At 62.0% G+C, this 18,546-nt stretch carries 17 protein-coding genes; 10 read left to right on the top strand and 7 right to left on the bottom strand.

Annotated features, from left to right (window positions below):
* The 6 genes from AC1DS5_RS13805 to AC1DS5_RS13780 are packed head-to-tail and all read left to right on the top strand — an operon-like array spanning window position 1 to window position 6,651.
* Window positions 1–1,083 carry a glycosyltransferase family 2 protein gene (locus tag AC1DS5_RS13805; protein WP_477718830.1) on the top strand — a complete coding sequence of 361 codons (1,083 nt, stop codon included), beginning with the start codon at window positions 1–3 and terminating at the stop codon, window positions 1,081–1,083.
* A gap of 46 nt (window positions 1,084–1,129) precedes the next feature.
* Window positions 1,130–2,197 (top strand): acyltransferase family protein, encoded by a 1,068-nt coding sequence (locus AC1DS5_RS13800; RefSeq protein WP_477718829.1) that lies wholly within the window; start codon window positions 1,130–1,132, stop codon window positions 2,195–2,197.
* A 2-nt stretch (window positions 2,198–2,199) separates the two neighbouring features.
* The gene (locus tag AC1DS5_RS13795; RefSeq protein ID WP_477718828.1) at window positions 2,200–3,378 is read left to right on the top strand and encodes a glycosyltransferase family 4 protein; all 1,179 of its coding nucleotides are present in this window, start codon (window positions 2,200–2,202) and stop codon (window positions 3,376–3,378) included.
* Complete coding sequence (locus AC1DS5_RS13790) at window positions 3,375–5,063, top strand: FAD-dependent oxidoreductase (protein ID WP_477718827.1); 1,689 nt, start codon at window positions 3,375–3,377, stop codon at window positions 5,061–5,063. The genes AC1DS5_RS13795 and AC1DS5_RS13790 overlap by 4 nt, the downstream gene beginning before the upstream one ends.
* Entirely contained in the window at window positions 5,060–6,088 is a 1,029-nt protein-coding gene (locus tag AC1DS5_RS13785) for an NAD-dependent epimerase/dehydratase family protein (protein WP_477718826.1), read from the top strand. Before AC1DS5_RS13790 ends, AC1DS5_RS13785 begins: the two co-directional genes overlap by 4 nt.
* Entirely contained in the window at window positions 6,076–6,651 is a 576-nt protein-coding gene (locus AC1DS5_RS13780; RefSeq protein WP_477718825.1) for a serine O-acetyltransferase, read from the top strand. Before AC1DS5_RS13785 ends, AC1DS5_RS13780 begins: the two co-directional genes overlap by 13 nt.
* A 31-nt stretch (window positions 6,652–6,682) precedes the next feature.
* Here AC1DS5_RS13780 and AC1DS5_RS13775 read toward each other — a convergent pair whose 3' ends face one another.
* Complete coding sequence (locus AC1DS5_RS13775; RefSeq protein ID WP_477718824.1) at window positions 6,683–7,450, bottom strand: WecB/TagA/CpsF family glycosyltransferase; 768 nt, start codon at window positions 7,448–7,450, stop codon at window positions 6,683–6,685.
* 62 nt (window positions 7,451–7,512) lie between these two features.
* Here AC1DS5_RS13775 and AC1DS5_RS13770 point away from each other — a divergent pair, with 62 nt between their 5' ends.
* Window positions 7,513–7,923 (top strand): VanZ family protein, encoded by a 411-nt coding sequence (locus AC1DS5_RS13770; protein ID WP_477718823.1) that lies wholly within the window; start codon window positions 7,513–7,515, stop codon window positions 7,921–7,923.
* Between the two features lie 7 nt (window positions 7,924–7,930).
* Here the strand turns inward: AC1DS5_RS13770 and epsG are convergent, their stop codons facing one another.
* The 6 genes from epsG to epsA form a co-directional block, all read right to left on the bottom strand.
* Window positions 7,931–8,830, bottom strand: coding sequence for a chain length determinant protein tyrosine kinase EpsG (gene epsG / locus AC1DS5_RS13765; protein WP_477718822.1), 900 nt, complete (start codon window positions 8,828–8,830; stop codon window positions 7,931–7,933).
* Complete coding sequence (epsF, locus tag AC1DS5_RS13760) at window positions 8,827–10,218, bottom strand: chain length determinant protein EpsF (RefSeq protein ID WP_477718821.1); 1,392 nt, start codon at window positions 10,216–10,218, stop codon at window positions 8,827–8,829. Before epsF ends, epsG begins: the two co-directional genes overlap by 4 nt.
* 6 nt (window positions 10,219–10,224) lie before the next feature.
* The gene (gene epsE / locus AC1DS5_RS13755; protein WP_477718820.1) at window positions 10,225–11,124 is read right to left on the bottom strand and encodes a polysaccharide export protein EpsE; all 900 of its coding nucleotides are present in this window, start codon (window positions 11,122–11,124) and stop codon (window positions 10,225–10,227) included.
* An 80-nt stretch (window positions 11,125–11,204) separates the two neighbouring features.
* Window positions 11,205–12,563, bottom strand: a complete 1,359-nt coding sequence (gene epsL / locus AC1DS5_RS13750) for an XrtB/PEP-CTERM-associated polysaccharide biosynthesis outer membrane protein EpsL (protein WP_477718819.1) — start codon at window positions 12,561–12,563, stop codon at window positions 11,205–11,207.
* Window positions 12,564–12,605: 42 nt separating this feature from the next.
* On the bottom strand, window positions 12,606–14,039 hold the full coding sequence (locus AC1DS5_RS13745; RefSeq protein WP_477718818.1) for an undecaprenyl-phosphate glucose phosphotransferase: 1,434 nt from the start codon (window positions 14,037–14,039) through the stop codon (window positions 12,606–12,608).
* Window positions 14,032–14,838 carry an XrtB/PEP-CTERM-associated transcriptional regulator EpsA gene (gene epsA / locus AC1DS5_RS13740; protein ID WP_477718817.1) on the bottom strand — a complete coding sequence of 269 codons (807 nt, stop codon included), beginning with the start codon at window positions 14,836–14,838 and terminating at the stop codon, window positions 14,032–14,034. Before epsA ends, AC1DS5_RS13745 begins: the two co-directional genes overlap by 8 nt.
* A gap of 394 nt (window positions 14,839–15,232) precedes the next feature.
* On the opposite strand from epsA, the gene AC1DS5_RS13735 reads away from it, so the two are divergent.
* From AC1DS5_RS13735 to AC1DS5_RS13725, 3 genes are all read left to right on the top strand, one after another.
* On the top strand, window positions 15,233–16,213 hold the full coding sequence (locus AC1DS5_RS13735) for an acyltransferase family protein (protein ID WP_477718816.1): 981 nt from the start codon (window positions 15,233–15,235) through the stop codon (window positions 16,211–16,213).
* A 212-nt stretch (window positions 16,214–16,425) separates the two neighbouring features.
* Window positions 16,426–17,463, top strand: a complete 1,038-nt coding sequence (denD, locus tag AC1DS5_RS13730) for a D-erythronate dehydrogenase (RefSeq protein ID WP_477718815.1) — start codon at window positions 16,426–16,428, stop codon at window positions 17,461–17,463.
* Window positions 17,464–17,531: 68 nt separating this feature from the next.
* Window positions 17,532–18,500 carry a TRAP transporter substrate-binding protein gene (locus AC1DS5_RS13725; RefSeq protein ID WP_477718814.1) on the top strand — a complete coding sequence of 323 codons (969 nt, stop codon included), beginning with the start codon at window positions 17,532–17,534 and terminating at the stop codon, window positions 18,498–18,500.
* Window positions 18,501–18,546: the final 46 nt, after the last annotated feature.

Raw genomic sequence — 18,546 nt, 5'->3', positions numbered from 1 at the left:
ATGAAGGCAGAAACTTCCTGGAACACACTTCACGCGGGTGCCCCGGCATGCCGCGTATCCGTCATCATCAAGGCGCTGAACGAAGAACGGCACATCGTGGCGACCGTGAAAAGCGCGCTGCGTGCAGTCGCCACAGTGGGCGGCGAGGTGGTGCTCGCGGACTCGTGTTCCACCGACCGCACGGTGGAACTGGCACGGCCTTACCCCATTCGCATCGTGCAGCTTGCCCATGCCAGCGAGCGTTGCTGCGGGGCGGGCCCACAGCTGGGTTACCAGCACTCGTGCGGCGAGTTTGTTTACATTCTCGACGGCGACATGCAGATGGCCGAAGGATTTCTGGAGCGCGCGCTCGCCGTCATGATCGGGCACCCCGATATTGCCGGTGTCGGTGGCCGCGTGGTTGAACAAAACATGCACAGCCTGGAATACCTGGCGCGCGGAGAGCGCCAGTCCGCTCACCTCTCGCCCGGCAGCGTCGACCGCCTCGATGGCGGCGGCCTGTACCGGCGCAGCGCGATCGAGGCCGCGGGGTATTTCTCGGACCGCAACCTGCACAGCTACGAAGAATTTGACCTGGCGGTGCGGCTGCGCACCCTGGGCTGGCAGCTTTGGCGCCTGCCGGTGGATGCGGCTTCTCACTATGGGCATGATGCGCCGCCATACGATCTGCTGATGCGGCGCTGGCGCAGCCGTTATGTTTGCGGCCTGGGTGAACTGGTCCGCGCCGCGGCCGGCCAGCCGCGCCTGCCATTGGTGGTGGCGGGCCTGCGCGAGTTGCGGATTTACCTGGCCGTTCTGGCCTGGTGGGCCGTGTTGCTCAGCATGCCCTTCTGGCCCGTGTCCGGGACCGCAAGCCTGGGATTGTTTTGCGCACTGGCCGCAGCGCCTTTCCTGTTGATGGCGTGGCGCAAGCGCTCGGCGACCAAAGCGATTTATTCCGTGGTGTCCTGGTGCTTCAACGCCGCCGGCCTGGTGCGAGGCCTGCTCCGCGCGCGCCGGCCCGCGCATGAACGCATTTCCAGCCACATCCTGAAGGAGCCCACCGGCATTCCTTCGCAACCGGCGCATGGCGTTTCCCCATGAGAAACGAAACTGTCCCCAGCACGGATCGACCTGGCAGAGATCGCGTATGACCCAGCAGTTCACCGGCGTTCAAATCCTGCGGTTCATTGCGGCCATGCTGGTCGTGGTGATGCACATTACCCAGGCCATCTCGATTCACATCACCGGCCAGGGGCCCGGTCACTATTGGCACGCCGGCTCGGCCGGAGTGGACATCTTCTTTGTGATCAGCGGCTTTGTCATGGCCATGTCCACCCGCAACACGCCTACCGACAGCGCAGGCCGTCTGGCGGCGGCCTGGGTCTTTATGAAGCGCCGCCTGCTGCGGATCGCGCCGCTCTACTGGTTTTATACCCTGCTCAAGGCGGCCCTGCTGCTGGCCCTGCCCACCCTGGCATCACGATCGTCGGTGGAGCCCGGCCATCTGGCGGCATCGCTGCTCTTCATTCCGGCCACGAGCCCGTGGGGCTTCATCCAACCGACGCTTCCCGTCGGCTGGACGCTCAACTTCGAGATGCTTTTTTATGCGGTGTTTGCGCTGGCCATGGCACTCGGCGCACCACGCATCAGGTTCTGCCTGCTGGTATTCCTGGTGATTTTTCTGGCCGGCAGCTACCTGCCCGGCGCGGTGCCGCTGGCTTTCTATGCAAACTCCATCGTGTTCGAATTCATCCTCGGTGTGTGCATTGCGCATCTGCTGCTGCATGGCCGCACGGTGGCGCCGGCCCTGGGGCCTTTTGCCATGGTGGCCGGTGCGGTGCTCATGTTTGGCGTGGGCGGGCAAGACCCGACCGACCGTCTGCTGACATGGGGCGCAGGAGCGGCGCTGGTGGTGCTGGGCGCCGTCTGGCTGGAGCCCTGGACCGCGCGTAGCCGCCTGGCTTCGCCGCTGTCCTTCCTGGGAGATGCCTCCTACTCCATTTACCTCTCGCACACGTTTGTGGTGCCGGCGGGCGTGCTGGCACTGAGGTGGCTGGGTGTGCAAAACGGCCTCGTCATTGTGCTGGCAGTGGGCCTGCTGGTGATCGTGACCGGTTGCCTTTCCTATGTGTGGCTTGAACGCCCCATGACCGATTTTCTCAAACGCATCCTGTTCAGTCCGTCCCGACTCTCTTATCAACATCCCGGAAAATAAACATGCGAAGTGAACCGATGCCAGGCACAGCCGTCCGCGAGCTTGAGGGCCGCTACATCTACATTGCCTGCCCCTGGACCCCGAAGGGCGGGGGCATGTTCAAGGTGGCCGACTACCTGATCCAGGCCCAGGCATTTTCCACGCCCGCAGGCGCTGCCGAATTGCGCCCGCTGGATACGCGCGGCGGTGCCAACGCGCTCTATTCTTTCTGGGTGCTCGCAACCGCCCTGGCCCGGCTGGTACGCGGGCGGCTCGACGGGCGGCTGGCCGGCGTGCACGTCAACATGGCCGAGCGGTTGAGCCTGTTTCGCAAAAGCGCCGTGATCGTCGCGAGCCGCGCCCTCGGTGTACCGGTGGTGTTGCACCTGCACGCCGCGCAATTGCATCACTTCTACCGGACCCTGCCGAGCCCGCTGCAGGCCCTGACGCGCTGGGTCTTTTCACTGCCGGCCAGTTGTGTGGTGCTTGGAAACGCCGCAAAAAGCTTCGTCATCAACGAGTTGCGGGTGCCGGCCGATCGCGTGGAGATCGTCATCAACGGCGTTCCAGAACCCACGGAAGCACGGCGCAAAGTCGTTGCGCATGCGGTGCAGCGTGTGCTCTTTGTCGGCAACCTGTCGGAGCGCAAGGGGGTGTCCGACCTCCTGCAGGCCCTGGCCCTGCCCGGTTTTGATACCGCCCGGCTGGAGGTGTGCCTGGCGGGCGGCGGGGATATGCAGGCTTACCAGGCCACGGCCCGGGAACTCGGCATTGACCGTTTCGTGCGCTTTGAGGGCTGGTCGGATCAACCCAAGGTAGCGCGCCTGATGGCCCGCGCCGACGTTCTGGTGCTTCCCTCTTACGACGAAGGCCTGCCCCTGGTCATCCTGGAGGCACTGGCCAATGGGGTTGCAGTGGTTTGCAGCCCGGTCGGCGAAATTCCCTCGGTGCTGACGCATGACGTCAATGCCTGTTTCGTCCGGCCCGGTGATGTGGCCGGCCTCGCGGCAGGCCTGCAGCGGGTGTTGCAGCAAGCGGAACTGATGGAGAGGCTGGGACGCAACGGACGCGCGCTGTATGAACAGCAATTTTCCCTGACCCGGTTTTTTGCCAGCGTGGCACGGGTTCACCAGCGCCACTTCGGTATTGCCGGCCAGCCCCGGCACGCCAGCAGCGCCTCCCTGCAGGAACAGTCACCATGATCATTGATGCCAACAGCATCCAGAACGGCGCCGAGCTGCATGCCGATGTCTGCGTGGTGGGTGGAGGCCCTGCGGGCATCGCGCTCACGCTGTCGCTGTCCGAGCGCGGCCTGTCGGTGCTGATGCTGGAGTCAGGGCAACTGGAGGAAGACAAAAAAACGCAGTCACTCTATGAGGGCGAGGTCGCCGATGAGCGATTGCACAGCCCGCCCGACAAGTACCGGCAGCGGCGACTGGGGGGCTCGTCGGCGATCTGGGGTGGCCGGTGCATGCCGTTTGACCCCATTGACTTTGAAACACGCAGCCATGTACCGCACAGCGGCTGGCCGCTGTCGTATGACGATCTGCTGCCCTATTACCCGCAAGCCAATGCGCTGGCCGAGGCCGGGCGTTTCAGCTATGACGCCGGTGAAGCATTCGGCCCGCAACTCGAGCCCCTGATCCGCGGCTTTGACAGCCCGCGCGTGCGCACCAGCGGGCTCGAGCGGTTTTCCTGCCCGACCCACTTCGGCACCCGTTATGCCAAACGGCTGCAACTGGCGCCCGGCGTGCAGGTTCTGCTCGGCGCCAATTGCACCGCCGTCCGGCTGCAGGCCGACGGGCAGGCAGTGCGCAGCCTGGAAGTTGCCACCCTGGCTGGCACGCGGTTTGTGGTCACGCCGCGCGCGGCGGTGCTGGCTGCCGGCGGCCTTGAAGCCGCGCGCCTGCTGCTGGCCTCGCGCGATGTCACACCCGCAGGCGTGGGCAATTTCCACGACGTGGTTGGCCGCTATTACATGTGCCACATCGCGGGCAATGTCGGCACGCTGACCATCGACGGCCCGACCCGCAACGTGCGGCACGGCTACGAAGTGGCACCGGAAGGCGTTTACTGCCGCCGGCGACTGTCGGTGACAGCGGCAGAGCAGCGGCGGCTGGGGCTGGCGAACGCGGTGGCGCGCCTGCACTTTCCGCGCATCACCGATCCGGCGCACCGCAACGGCGTGCTGTCCGGGTTGTTTCTGGCGCGCAAGCTGATCAGCTATGAATACGGCAAACGGCTGAACGACGGCAACGCCACCTCGCCGGGGCGCTACGCCCGCCATCTCTTCAATGTGATGGCCGACCCGATGGACACCACGGCCTTTCTCGGGCACTGGCTGCTTCGGCGCTCGCTCGCCGAGCGCAAATTCCCGTCGGTGATCCTGCGCAACCGCACCAACCGCTTCAGCCTGGAGGTGCACGGTGAGCAGATGCCGCAAGCCGGCAGCCGCGTGACGCTGACCGACAAGCTCGATGCCCTCGGCATGCCGCAGCTGCGCGTGGACTGGCGCTACAGCCAGGCGGACATTGATTCGGTCCGTGGCACGCTGGACGTGCTGGTGCAGGAGTTTGCACAAAGCAGAGTTGGCCGCTTTGACTACGACCGCGACACACTGGAAGAAGACATCATGCGCTTTGGCGCTTATGGCGGTCACCACATCGGTACGGCACGCATGGGCCGCGACCCAAGCACCAGCGTGGTCGACGCCGATTGCCGGGTGCATTCGGTACGCAACCTGTTCGTGGCGGGCAGCGCCGTGTTCCCCACCTCCAGCCAGGCCAACCCCACGCTCACGCTGATTGCGATGTCGCTCAGGCTGGGTGACAGCCTGGCGCGGCGCCTGCAGGCAGAGCATGCCGCGCCCCTGGGAGAGTGCGCATGAAAATACTGAGAGTCCTGGTGCTGGGCGGGTCCGGCCACATTGGAAAGCAGCTTGTGGAGACGCTGAAGAACACGGCCTGGGCGATACCGGTCAGCGCCTCGCGCAGGACTGCCGGCGCGGGCAACGGGAGCGTCGAGACCTTGCGCGTGGACAGCCGTGACCTCCAGGCGCTGACTGCGGCGCTGGAAGACTTTGACGCCGTGGTCAATTGCGTCGCGGGCGATGCGCGCTCGATTTCCGAAGGCGCGCGGGTACTGGTGCAGGCCGCATTGGGCACGCGGTGCCGGCGCATTGTTCACCTGAGCACGATGTCGGTCTATGGCCCCGTGGAAGGTGTGGTCCGCGAAGACGCAACACTTGACCCCAGCCTCGGCTGGTATGGCCAGGCCAAGTGCGATGCGGAAAAACACATGGGCGAATTTACACGCCGCGGCGGTGAGGCCGTGGTGCTGCGGCCGGGCTGTGTTTTCGGCACTGGCAGCGAGTTGTGGGTCGGCCGCGTCGGGAGATGGCTGCAAACCGGCCGGCTCGGCGACCTAGGCGTGGCGGGTGACGGCTGGTCCAACCTGGTCCATGTGGACGACGTTTGCCAGGCGCTGATAGCCGCGCTGCAGCTGCCCGTCAGACCGGGCGACATGCCGGTCTTTAACCTGGCGGCGCCTGACAGCCCGCGCTGGAACGACTATTTCGTGGACCTGGCGCTGGCACTTCAAGCCACGCCCGTGCCGCGCATCGGGCCGCGCCAGCTCCGGCTGGTCGCCCTGCTGGCCGGGCCGCCGCTCAAGGCCATACAACTGGCATTCAAACGCATGGGCAGGCCGACTTCCGGTTTGCCGGACCCCATGCCACCCGGACTGCTTCGCTTGTGGGCCCAGCATATTCACCTCGATGCCGCGCTGGCAGAGCAGAAGCTGGGAGTGACCTGGACACCCTACGCTGCCAGCCTGCAAAGTTGCGCAGACTGGTTTACAGGGAACACGGCGCAGCGCTCCCCGCCCTTGGGCAATGCTGTATGCACGCCCTGAAAGCCGATACCTACCGCGTATTCGGGCGCTCCAGCGGGTGGCTGGTGTTCAAGGGCATCCTCTCGAACCCGGCATTTCGCGTGGTGGCCACCTTGCGCTGTTGCCAGGCGGCCGACCGATGTGCCGTGCCGTTGCGCTGGCTGCTGCTGACACCCGCCAGGCTGCTGCATCGCCTGGCGAGCCAGCTGGCGGGCATTGAATTACCCTGGCGAACCTCGGTAGCCCCCGGCCTGGCATTGACCCATGGGCGGGGAATCGTGGTGAATGCCGGAGCCCGCATTGGCAGCAACGTGACCCTGTTTCACGGCGTCACGCTCGGGCAGCGCGACCATATCGACAACGACGGCCGCCGGCTCACCACCTATCCCGTGATTGAAGACGAGGTCTGGATCGGCCCGCACGCCATCGTGGTGGGCGGCGTTACCATAGGCAAGGGCAGCCGGATTGCCGGCGGCGCCTATGTGTATGAAAGCATTCCACCCTACAGCATGGTGCTCGGCAACCCGGGCAAAATCGTCAAAAACAATTGCGTGCCTGATGTCGACAACCGTTATGTGGCCTGACTGGCCTGACCTTCGCGGCTGCGGGCCAGCATCAACCGCGGCGAACCGATGCCAGGCGTACGGCCCGCGACAAAAACAGCGGATTGCCGATCACATAGCGCTGGAACAGGCGCTGCGGCTCCATGGCCAGACGAAACATCCACTCCAGCCCCAGCCTTCGCATCCACATTGGCGCACGCGGTGTTTTGCCGCCGAGAAAGTCGACGATGGCTCCGCCGCAAACGATCAGGCAGGGGTGAGTCAGCGCCGAACGCAGCGCTGCCGCCACTTCCTCCTGCCGCGGCATGCCCATGCCCAGCACGATCAGCCCGGGCTGTTGCGCCTGCGCCAGAGAGGTATAAGCGGCGATATCGAGAAAACCATGCGCGCTGACGTAGGAGCTGCTGGGTGCCAGCTTGCGCGCAAGGACATTCAGGCACCGCTCCAGGTAGGGATTCTGCGTTCCGAACACGGCAATGCTCCGGCCGTCAAACTGCCTCACCAGCTCGGGAATAAAGTCGGTGCCATTGAGATTTCGACCGGGCGGCATGCCAAGAAGCTTGAACAGGGTTGCCATGCCCGAGCCGTCCCTGAGCACCATGTCGGCCGATTGCAACGCGGCAAAAAAGGGGCCCGAGGCGGCAAGGGAGTTCATGGCGTGCGCATTGGCAAAGGCCAGCACAAAAGGCCTGTCGGGACGGCTGAGACGGGCCAGCAGACGCTGCTCGTCCGCGGGCGTTTGCACACGCTCGATTTTGTCGATGAGAAAGGCCCACCGCTGCTGCCAGTCCCTGGAGGCTTTCAGGTGACGGCTCAACATATCGCCACCCTCCAGGCCACTTCCCCGCTATCGACGCTACGGGCATTACCGGCGCACATCACATGCTGAGCCCCGAAAAAACGCGTCCCCCATCGCCCTTGCGCAGCGCCCGTACCTGGGCGGTCCTGACCGTGATCCTGGCGGGCGCCGGCCTGTATACGCTGGGCGCCCAGCCCTTCGCCGCCGGGCTGTTTCCAGCGCCGTGGGACAAGCTCGCGCATGTGGTGACATTTGCCCTGATTGGCAGCGCCACCGGTGTAGCCAGCGGTGCGCGCGGCTGGCGCAGAACAGCGTGCTGCATTGCCGGCGCGGTCGCGATCGGCGTGCTGGACGAGTTGCACCAGGCCTATTTGCCGGGACGCATCGCCAGCTGGTCCGACCTGGCGGCCGACGCCATGGGTGGCCTCTTGGGCGCCGTGTTGCTCACTGCCGCCCAGGGAGCGATATGCAGGTGGACTGCCAGGCATCATTGAAACCTCATCAAGCATCGTTAAGCACCGACCCGACCAGGGTCACCCCATATTCGCGCAGACCCTGGGTGAGCTGGGCCATTTGCGGCACGGAGCTCTTGTTTTGCCGCGCCACGATCAATGCGGCCCCTGCGCGAACCGCCACGGTGTGGGCATCAGCACACCTGCTGGCCGGCGGCGTGTCAATGATGATCACATCAAATTCTTCGCCGAGCGACTGCAACAACCTGGAGAATTCCTGCCGGCCCAGCAGCTCCTGTGGGTTGGGCGGAATGGTGCCGGCCGGCAATACCGACAGGTCCTGCAGCGCCGCAACGCCGACCACGGCTTCCGGCCCCGCCCGGCCCGCGAGCATGTCCGACAGGCCGGCACGCTTGCCGAGATTGAAGAGGGTGTGCTGGCGTGGGGACCGCATATCCGCGTCTATCAACAAGGTGCGCTCGCCAAGCTGGGAAAATACGATGGACAAGTTGGCGGCAAGGTAGCTGCGCCCTTCCCCGGGGCCCGCGCTGGCAATGGCAAGCCCCTTGCGGTCCGCACCGGTATCGAACCAGCGCAACATCAGCTGGCTGCGCAAGGCGCGCAGCTGCTCCACCGAACGACTGGCGGGCTGGTGAGCCGCGACGAGTTCGCGGCTCAAATTGCTTTCGCGGGCAATATAAGGGTAGTCAAACTGTACGGACAAGGCATAACGCACGTCATCGTCGGTCAACAGACCCAGCGCCATGCCGGCATCGCCAAAGCGCGCACCACCTTCCCGCTGGGCCCGCAGGATGCGCTCGGTATCGGCCAGTGACAGCCGGCCCGCGTCGACCAATATCGCACCGATGGAGCGACCCGCGCCGACCGCCGGCTTGCTCGGCAAGGTCAGGGGAACTGGCCGGATGAGTGGGGAATCATTTCTCTTCATGCTGTGCTTCCGTTACCAAGGGCCAGGCGACCCGAACCGGAGAGCCGGCGGCCGCCACTGGAGCTGATGCTGGCCAGCACGGGCAGGTCCAGCATCTGCACCAGGTCTTCCGTGGACCGCACACGGCGGTTGGCCAGTTCCAGCAACAAGGCACAGGCCACACCGAGCAATGTTCCGCCAAAAGCCGCAATCAGCAGATTGAACAGCAATTTCGGGCTGGAGGGATTGGCGGGCGCTGTGGCCGTATTGAGGCGGACCACATTGGTCTGGTTGGTCAAGCTCTGCAAACGCGTCTGCGAGGCGCTCTGGCTGACCGCTTCATAGGCGCGCTGGGCCGCCTCGACGTCGCGACGATACACATTGAGTTCGTCACGCTGCTTGTTCAGCATGAGCACCCGCGACCTTTGCGCGCCGACGGCAGCCTGCAATTCGCCTTCGCGGTCCTTGCCCACACGATAGGCCGTGTCGATCGAGGCTGAAATGCGCCCCGATTCGCTGGCAAGCCGGCTCTTGAGGGAGGCCAGTTCAGACTCGGCACGCTGGCGCACCGGATGATTCGCCCCGAGATTCACGCTGGTCTCCTGCACCTTGGCTTCGAGCCGCGCGATGTCGGCCTTCAAACCATTGATCAGGGGGCTCTGCATGACCTCCGCGACGGTGTCACCGCGGGAGTTGCGCTTGCTCTGGCTGTCCGTGGTTTGGCCTTGCACGACGGTCAGTTGCGACGAGAGTTCGCTCAGCTTGGTCGTTTCGTAGTCAACCCGCTCGTCACTGGAGACGATGCCGGCTTTTTGCTGGAAATCGGACAAACGGGCCTGGGCCACTTCAAGCTTGGCCCGCGAGGCCTTGGTCTGCTCGTCAAACCATTCCGCATAGATGCGGGCAGGTTCTGTCTTCAGCGCCAGATTGATATCCAGATAGGCCTGGGCAAAGGCATTGGCTATCTGGGCCGCAGAGTCCGGCTCGCCGCCCTTGTACGTGATGTTGATCACATTGCTTTCCCGTGCAGGGTGCACATCCAGCCGTTTTTGCAGCGAATCAACGATCCAGGCCTCCATCGTGCCCCGTCCTTCAGTCGCCTCCAGCCACCGTTCCCGCGTACCCGGGTTTTCGTCCAGTTTGAGCATTTTGATAACGCGCTGCGCCACGCGGTCGCCGCCGATGATGTCGACCTGCGTTGCCATATAGCTGGGGGCAACAAGGCCCGGCACGGCAGCGCCGGCTACCGGGTCGGGTGACCGGATATCAACCAGAACCGCGGTCTGGGCCACGTATTTCTTGGGCAGGACCAGGCTGACCGCCAGTGCCGACAGCACGGCAACCGCAATGATCGTCAAGGCCACCCGGTAACGGGCCCGCAGGATCAACAGGAATTGATGGAGTGTCATGGCAGCTTAAAAGAGGCTTTCACGAACATAAATCACGTCTTCCGCCCGAATCTTGTCCGTGAGCTGGGGAACGGTTTCCACCACCTTTCCGGATGCATCACGGCGGTGCAGGCGCAGGCGGTTCTGGCTGCCGCGCACAGTGGGCCCGCCCCCCTGGGCCAGCGCCTGCATCACCGTCATGCCGCGCTCAATACGGTAGGGGCCGGGTCGCTGCGCTTCGCCGTAGATGTAGAACATCGGCGCCTTGTTCACATAAAGCGTGTCGCCGGCGGCCACCAGGATGTCCTCTTCCGATTTCTCGTTCAGGAACAGCGCCGGAATGTCGATGACCTTGCGGAAAGGCTTGCCGTCACGCTGGCCGGTGATGATCAGCACATCATCCCCCGTCGGCGTCGCGCCGCCGGCTGCCGCGAGCATGTCGCTGACACGGGTGTTGAATGTTTCGAGCGGGAATCGGCCAGGCCGGCTCACCTGCCCCAAAACCGCCACCTGGTTGCCCCGCACCTGCCGCAAAACGATATTCACCTGCGGCACCTTGACAAAGCCCCCGGTACGCAGCGCATCGGCAATTTTTTTCTCGGCCTCGCCGATGGTCAAACCACCCAGCTGCACGCTGCCAATCAATGGGTAGCTGATCACCCCGCTTTCGGAAACACGGGCGTCAACCGTGAGGTCCGGGCTCTGGTAAACCTGCACACCGATCGCATCGCCCGGCCCCAACCGGTAATCCTGGTTGTCCGGCGCCGCCGGTACTGACGGACCCGATGGCCCCGACGGCACGGAAGGCGCGACCGCAGCCCGGACGGCTGGAGCCGTCTGTGCAGTCGTTGCCGTCTGTGCCAATGCAGCCATGGCGGAAAGAGAAAGTACTGCTGTGGCGAAATACCTGATCAAGAGGGGTTTCATCTTGGCACCTTTTTCGTGAATTGAATGTTGGAAGAATGGGTCAACGTGCGGCGAGAAAGCCACGTAAGGGCCTTGGCCCACTAAAAGCTTGCGAGCGCCGAAACGCCAAACACATTGCTCGTGTAATCAAACCCCGGTGCGTTGGACGTGCGTTTATCGCGCTGGGCCGTTGCCATTAACTTGAGCGCACGAACTGGCTGCCATTCGAGGATCAGGGAAGCCAGCCTGGTGGTGTCCTCGCGGTCGGTGGCCATAAAGCCTGGCAATGGTCCCCGGTAATCCCGCAAGCCATGGTCATAACGCAGTCGTATGGCGGTTTTTTCCGTCGGTTTCCAGGTCGGCGCAATGAAGAAGCGGTAGCCCTGGTAATAGCTCGACGTCGTCGTCTGGTAACTGCCCATTTCACGTGCCAGGCCACCCGTGATACTGGTCTTGCCGGTCACATCCCAGGTTGCGTCGACCTGGCCAATGACGCCGGAAAAATCCCGCGCGGAGAGTCCATCGTGGGCACGGTCAAAATGCGAAAGCCGGGCCTTCACCGTGGTTTTCCCTGTGGGCGCCCAGTCAAGCCGCAATTCATGTTCGCGATCGGTAAAGTCGCTGGCAGACACCGCCGACAATGTGCGGCCTGGATATTCGCCCTCGCCATTCTTGAAACGATAGGCCAGCGACGTACCCGACGGCCAGACATGCCGCACACCGGCCTCCGCACCGCGTATCTTGTAGTCGGCTTCAAAAGTAAAAGGCTGGCTGCTGGTGCTGGTGCGTTCGAAAACGCCCCCGAGGACACGCCAGGCACCGTCGAGTTCGTATTCCGCATCGAATACTGTCGATCGGTTCGTCCGGCGATTGAGCTGGCCAGTGTTTTGCACATCCGCCGTGTTATCGACATACTCCCGCCGGTCCGTCGTCAGATTGCCGTGGAGGGCCGGAGTGAAACTCCAGCGCCATGCCGCACCATAGTTAAACGCCGTGAAATCCAGATTCGAGAAATTCCTGTAGTTATGCTTCTCGGCATTGGCCTCCAGCTCAAAACGCTGCAAGCCATAGGGCTTGCTCACCTTGAAACCCGCCGTCGTCACGGCGATGGTGTCTGAACGACCTGACGTGCCCAACAGCGCCTGGGTGTCCGCCGAGTCGGACAAGCGAAACACGTTGCTGTCGTGCTGGACACTTTGCCCGGCCTGGAACTGCAGGGTGTCCAGCTCGTCCGCGTACGCCCCCAGCGGAAGCAGACCCATCAAGGCAAGCGAGCCCAGCGGGATCAGTGCGAAGTCTCGCGAGGAAGGCGGGCGGCCAAGGCTGCGCCGGATTTGAGGAAACGAATCAGTCAGGGTGCCCCTCCGGGGTTGAATCGCAACGCGTTGATTGAGGAGTAAAGATGTTAGTTTCATAGGAATGTGTAGGTTGTGAAATAGCTCTTTTGCACTACTGGGCACATTGACGCTTTGACGCTTTGACGCATTGCATCCCCATCCGTTTCAGTATGCGGAACTGTCTTTGAAAACAAGCCGCACGGTCTTCAAGATAATGAACAGGTCGAGCTGCAACGACCAATTTCTCAAATAATCAAGATCGCAGTCAATGCGGGCCTCCATCTTGTCCAGGGTGTCCGTTTCGCCGCGCTGCCCATTGACCTGGGCCCAACCGGTAATTCCGGGCCGGACCTTGTGGCGAACCATGTAGCCCTTGATCTGGGTCCGGTACATTTCGTTGTGCGCAACCGCATGGGGACGGGGCCCGACAATACTCATGCGCCCCTGCAGGACGTTGATGAATTGCGGCAGCTCATCGAGCGAGGTTCTGCGCAGGAAGGCGCCCAGCCGGGTGACCCGCAGGTCATTTTTCTGCGCTTGCTGAATCGTGTTGCCGTCTTCGGTCACGGCCATGGATCGGAATTTATAGACCAGGATCTGCTCGCCATCCAGTCCGTAGCGCCGTTGCTTGAAGATCACCGGCCCCGGTGAGTCCAGTTTCACCGCCAGCGCAATCACCAGCATGAGGGGAGACACCAAGAGCAGTATGAGCAATGACAACACAATGTCGCTGGCTCGCTTCAATGCGCCATTGACACCACGAAACGGCGTATCGCAAACGGATATCACCGTGACACCGCATACCGAATCGCTTCGGCCCTGAATCAGGTCCGTCACAAACATGTCGGGCACAAAATAGATGGAGGCGGTGGTGTCCTTCAAGCCGTCAAGGACATGCAAAATGCGTGGCCGCGAAGCCATCGGCAATGACAGGTAAATAAACTGGACCCGGTGCTGTTTGACGTAGGCCGGCAGGTCATCGATTTTGCCGATCAGCCCCTGCTCGTCCTGTGCGACCCTGCGCTCTTCGCTGCGGTCATCAAAAAACCCCAGCAGCTCGATACCCGAGTAGGCCGACCCGGCGATATGCCGGGCAAGGGACACGCCCTGCTCGTTCATACCCACAATGACCGCGCTTCGGGGCGGGCCCTGCAACTTCAGCAGTTGGGGAGCGACAGCTCTAAGCCCGAGGTGTGCAGCGATCTGGGCCACCGGCGCAATCCATAACCAGTTGCCCACCACGGGCAGGGACAAGCTGTAAAGGTATTCCGTGGCAACACCTGCCAGCAACAACAACCCGGCGATCCAGAGCCAGTGAGTGGCGATATTGAGCACGGCTTTGCCCGCCGGCAGGCGAAGCTGGGAAGTGCCCGGAAAAGACAGAGAGAACACGATGACCGACAGGATCAGGTAGGCCGGGCTTACCTGGTCTTCAAGGTAAAACGCCAACGCCCACAGCGAAAATACCAGGACCAGAGGCTCCAGCGCGGCTTCGATGGCGATGAAAATATAGCTTCTGCCCAACCCCATGGATCGGGGCTCACGACGGCCCAGCCAGGCTGAAGTCGATGCCGAATTGACCGGGTTGAATTCAGGCATCGAGTGCCACCCTCGTTACCTTGGAAACTGCCTGTGTGCGATTGAATACATTCAGTTTTTGAAAAATGCGCTGCATGTGGTTTTTGACTGTGAATCCACTGATATTCAGAATGGTTCCGATCTCCGAATTGGTCTTGCCCATGGCCACCCACGCCATGATCTGGGTTTCACGTTCACTCAAGCCACAGGAGTCCTCCGGGGCACTCCGCGCAGGCGGCGATGACTGACGAAGCTGTTGGTGCTGTTGCGGCAAGTGCGTGACCTGCCGCAATGCGGTGTCGATATGGGGCATCAGCACGCCCATGGCCGTCGTGGCGGGCTCGGCGGGAATTTCGCCTGCCCTTAACAGCACATAGAGGCACTCATGGCGGCCTCTTTCATCGCAGATCCCATGTATCAATACAGAGCGCATCGTGCGCAACACGCTGGAAAAGGAACCAGCCAGGCTGGCATTGCCCAGCAGGTACGCAAATTCACCGAAATCCAGACGACAGGGTTTTCTCTGCGCCGCGACCCAACTGTCGTGAAACTTTCCCAACAGGAACGGAAGCACCTCCGTGCCCGCCGCATAAGAGCGCACGCCAGGCCGACTGGACAGGACATCGTGGTGTATCGAACCCTCCCGAAAATCCCCCCATCCGGCGAGCAGGATGTCATGAGGCAGGTAATGCTGGACGTCGCCCTGCAACCAGTTCAACAAGTCAATATGCCGCCATCCGGTCGCTACGGCCTGACTGATCAACTTCAAATAACCCTCGGCCGCAGAATTTTCGCCTGTGGGCGATATAGGAGACTTCATTTTTCACCACTTCCCGGTTCATTTTTTTCATTCGTTGACCAACATTGAAGTGGCCGCAATAACAACTGGACTCATGATGGGGGATGCTCCTGCCAGGACAATAGAAGGATGGCTGACAATCCATGTAGGAGAGAAAAACGGTGGCCTGTAGGCCATTACCGCGGGCCACGTCGGATAACGCCCTGCTGCGTCTTCACTGTTTCCCCGAACGCGGCCGGCCATGCGCTTGACCTCACCGACTCACCTGCCGGCAAGGGTGGTCTTCCTACGACTTGCAACAGTTTGCCTGTAGCATTTTGCAACCATCAGGCCTTATCGATGCCTCTTCAGATTACGCTAGGTCCTTTGATTTTTCAGCGGGGTGCAAGGGCCAATGAGCAACAGCAGCACAAAAATGAAACGCAGCATTGAGGTGGATACCTTGCGGGGCATCGCGTGCGTGCTGCTCGTGCTTTTTCATGTCGTGGGTGATACACCTGCCGTGGGGTTGAGAATTCCGGAGGGACATTGGCTGCAGGTGGTCAATGAAGCGCTGGCCTATGTCCGGATGCCGCTCTTTTCCTTTATCTCGGGCTACGTCTACGGCTTTCGTCCCTATCAAGGCCATCCGCTGGGTTTTATCAAAGGAAAAGTGCGGCGGCTTGTGCTGCCCCTGGTCACCGTGGGAACCCTTTTTGCGGTTGTCCAGGCCGTCACGCCAGGTGCCAATGCGACTGTTGACCACTGGTGGCTGCTGCATATCGAACCCGTTGGGCATTTCTGGTTCCTGGAAGCGCTTTTCATTGTCTTTTTGATTGTTCTTTTGCTGGAACACCTGGGCGCCCTTGCTACCGGGGCCGGTTTCGCAGCAGTCTGGATCGTTAGCGCGATGATGTTTATCTACTTTCATCCGCCCAACTACTTTGCGGCTCGCGGTGCGGTCTACCTGCTGCCATTTTTTCTGGGTGGGCTGGCCTGCAAAAGATTTGAGATCGGGACCTCCACCGCACGCCTTCTGGCAGCCGTGGTCTTCATCGGCGCCGCAGTGGTTGCCATGTCATTTCCCCAGGTTTCTGAACAGGGAGGCTCCCTGCCCGCCCTCGCGCTCGGCATTTCCGGCGTCTTCCTGCTGCTGAGGAGTGGCTGGCGTTCGGAGAATCTTGCCTATATCGGCTCCTTCTCATTTGCCATTTATCTTCTGCATGTTTTTTTTACCGCCGCAAGCCGTATCTTCTTTCAGAAGCTCGGGATCACGGACACCTACGTGCTCATGGTGCTCGGCCTTGCCTTCGGTGTCGGCGGCCCCATCGTTTCCGCGCTGGTCATCGGCCGGTACCAAGGCCTCAACCTGTGGTTGCTGGGAAGCAATGCAAAAATAAAAGCGACAGCCACCTGACACCTGACACCTGACACCTGCCGCCGCGGCGCACTGAACTGCCGCCGCGCCGCCCGCCACGCACCAGCCGGTTGTTGCACACCCCCGCACGCTAAACTGCAATACACCATGTGGTGCTTCGCAGGGCAGGCCTCATGCATCCAGTTGGCGGGCACTGGCACACCACAGACACATCGCAGACATCAGCAGAGACATCAACAGAGACAACCTCCATGAACATCGTCATCACAGGCGGCGCCGGATTTCTGGGCGCCCGGCTCGCCCGCGAGCTTCTCAAGCGTGGCCAGCTTGCACTGGCCGGCGCCGCACCGCAAACCATTCAAACCATCACACTGGTGGACCGCGCGGCACCGCCCGCTGATTTGGCGGCAGACCGGCGAATTCGTTCAATGGTGGGCGACCTGAACCAGCTCCTGGAAGCAAATCCGGCCGCAACCCCGGCCACAGCCTCCGTAGTACGGCCGGAAGACGTCATCATTTTTCATCTCGCCGCAGCCGTCAGTGGCGAGTGCGAGGCTGACTTTGACCTCGGCATGCGCAGCAACCTGGACGCTACACGGGCGTTGCTCCAAACCTGCCGCGCGCTGAAGACCTCCCCCACCTTTGTATTTGCCAGCTCACTCGCCGTCTTTGGCAATTCACCGGAACAACCCTTGCCTGCGGTGATTGACGACAGGACGCTGCCCACGCCGCAAAACAGCTATGGCATCCAGAAATTCATCGGAGAGCAGCTGGTGGCCGACTACGCCCGCAAAGGCTTCATCCGGGGCCGCAATGTGCGCCTGATGACCGTCAGCGTACGGCCTGGCCGGCCCAATGGCGCAGCATCCAGCTTTCTGAGCGGCATGATCCGCGAGCCGCTGGCAGGCGTACGGGCAGCCTGCCCGGTGCCGCCGGAAACAGCCGTGGCCCTGTCTTCGCCAGGCCGCACGATTGACGGGCTGATACGGGCCGTGCAAGCCAGCGATGCCGAATGGGGCGCCCGCACCGCCATCAACCTGCCGGCGCTCAAGACAACGGCCGGCGATATGGCCGCGGCGCTGGAACGCGTGGCAGGCAAGCAGGTTGCGGCACTGATCGACTGGACGCCGGACCCTGCGGTTGCAAAAATCGTCACCAGCTGGCCCGCCCACATCGATGCCGTCCGCGCCCGCGGACTCGGCTTGCAGCCCGACCCCGACTTTGAAACCATCATTCGTGGCTATGTGCTCGAAAACCCCAATGTGGCGGCTCTGGCTGAGCGGACATAATTCAGAGTTGTATGATAACTTTTGACTGGCCGGAGGCCCGTCAGAACGACACCCCCCCCGGAGACGACATGAAACTTTCAAAACTGCTTATCGGTATCACCCTGGCCACGGGGTGTATTGCCGCGCAGGCACAGACCATCCTGAAAATCGGCTACGCAACCACCAAGGAATCCCATTACGGAGTGGGTTCCACCACGTTCTGCGATGAAGTCGAAAAGAACACACAGGGTCGCTACAAATGCCAGCAGTTCCCCAGTTCTGCACTGGGCGGAGAGCGCGAGCAAATCGAAGCGGTGCAACTTGGCACGCAGGATCTTGTGAACACCTCTACCGGCCCTGTGGGCAACTTTGTGCCCGAAGTCAAGATTGTTGACATTCCCTTCCTGTTTCGCGATTACGACCATGCACGCAAGGTGATGGATGGCCCCATCGGCCAGGACATCCTGAGCAAGTTCCCGAGCAAGGGCATCATTGCGCTGGGCTGGACGGAAAACGGTTTTCGCCACATGACCAACAGCAAACGCGACATTGTCAAACCCGCCGATGCCGCCGGCCTGAAAATGCGCACCATGGAGAACAAGGTGCATATGGATGGCTACCGGACTTTCGGCATTCTGCCCACGCCCATGGCCTTCCCTGAGCTGTTCGGCGCGCTACAGCAAGGTACCGTGGACGGCCAGGAGAATCCCATCCCCGTGATCCTGTCTTCCAAGTTTTCGCAGGTCCAAAAACACCTGTCGCTGACCGGTCATGTGTATTCCCCGGCCTTGCTGTTGCTGTCCCCAAAAACCTGGAACAAGCTGTCCGACGCCGACAAGAAGGTATTTGTCGAAGCAGCTAAAAAGGCGGGTGCCGCCCAGCGCAAAAAGGTCAATGACGACGAGAACAACGGTATTGCCCAGCTGGAAAAAGAAGGCATGAAAGTCACCAAAGTAGTCGACGGCAACGCCTTCCGGGAAGCACTGAAGCCGGCCTACGCCAGCTATGCCAAGGAGTTTGGCGCCGACAATATCAAAAAGATCCAGGACGTACGCTAAGCGTCGAAACCCTGGCGCCGCCCGGCTTTATCCGGGCGGCATTTTT

This window comes from Polaromonas sp. P4_H1 (assembly GCF_056400945.1).
This window is presented reverse-complemented; position numbering and strand designations above follow the sequence as displayed.

Coding starts and splice junctions, on each gene's coding strand:
- epsG (WP_477718822.1), bottom strand. CDS start 8,830: ATGAAGAGAAATGATTCCCCACTCATCCGGCCAGTTCCCCTGACCTTG.
- AC1DS5_RS13780 (WP_477718825.1), top strand. CDS start 6,076: ATGCACGCCCTGAAAGCCGATACCTACCGCGTATTCGGGCGCTCCAGC.
- denD (WP_477718815.1), top strand. CDS start 16,426: ATGAACATCGTCATCACAGGCGGCGCCGGATTTCTGGGCGCCCGGCTC.
- AC1DS5_RS13725 (WP_477718814.1), top strand. CDS start 17,532: ATGAAACTTTCAAAACTGCTTATCGGTATCACCCTGGCCACGGGGTGT.
- AC1DS5_RS13735 (WP_477718816.1), top strand. CDS start 15,233: ATGAAACGCAGCATTGAGGTGGATACCTTGCGGGGCATCGCGTGCGTG.
- AC1DS5_RS13800 (WP_477718829.1), top strand. CDS start 1,130: ATGACCCAGCAGTTCACCGGCGTTCAAATCCTGCGGTTCATTGCGGCC.
- epsA (WP_477718817.1), bottom strand. CDS start 14,838: ATGAAGTCTCCTATATCGCCCACAGGCGAAAATTCTGCGGCCGAGGGT.
- AC1DS5_RS13790 (WP_477718827.1), top strand. CDS start 3,375: ATGATCATTGATGCCAACAGCATCCAGAACGGCGCCGAGCTGCATGCC.
- epsF (WP_477718821.1), bottom strand. CDS start 10,218: ATGACACTCCATCAATTCCTGTTGATCCTGCGGGCCCGTTACCGGGTG.
- AC1DS5_RS13805 (WP_477718830.1), top strand. CDS start 1: ATGAAGGCAGAAACTTCCTGGAACACACTTCACGCGGGTGCCCCGGCA.
- epsE (WP_477718820.1), bottom strand. CDS start 11,124: ATGAAACCCCTCTTGATCAGGTATTTCGCCACAGCAGTACTTTCTCTT.
- AC1DS5_RS13795 (WP_477718828.1), top strand. CDS start 2,200: ATGCGAAGTGAACCGATGCCAGGCACAGCCGTCCGCGAGCTTGAGGGC.
- AC1DS5_RS13775 (WP_477718824.1), bottom strand. CDS start 7,450: ATGTTGAGCCGTCACCTGAAAGCCTCCAGGGACTGGCAGCAGCGGTGG.
- AC1DS5_RS13770 (WP_477718823.1), top strand. CDS start 7,513: ATGCTGAGCCCCGAAAAAACGCGTCCCCCATCGCCCTTGCGCAGCGCC.
- AC1DS5_RS13745 (WP_477718818.1), bottom strand. CDS start 14,039: ATGCCTGAATTCAACCCGGTCAATTCGGCATCGACTTCAGCCTGGCTG.
- AC1DS5_RS13785 (WP_477718826.1), top strand. CDS start 5,060: ATGAAAATACTGAGAGTCCTGGTGCTGGGCGGGTCCGGCCACATTGGA.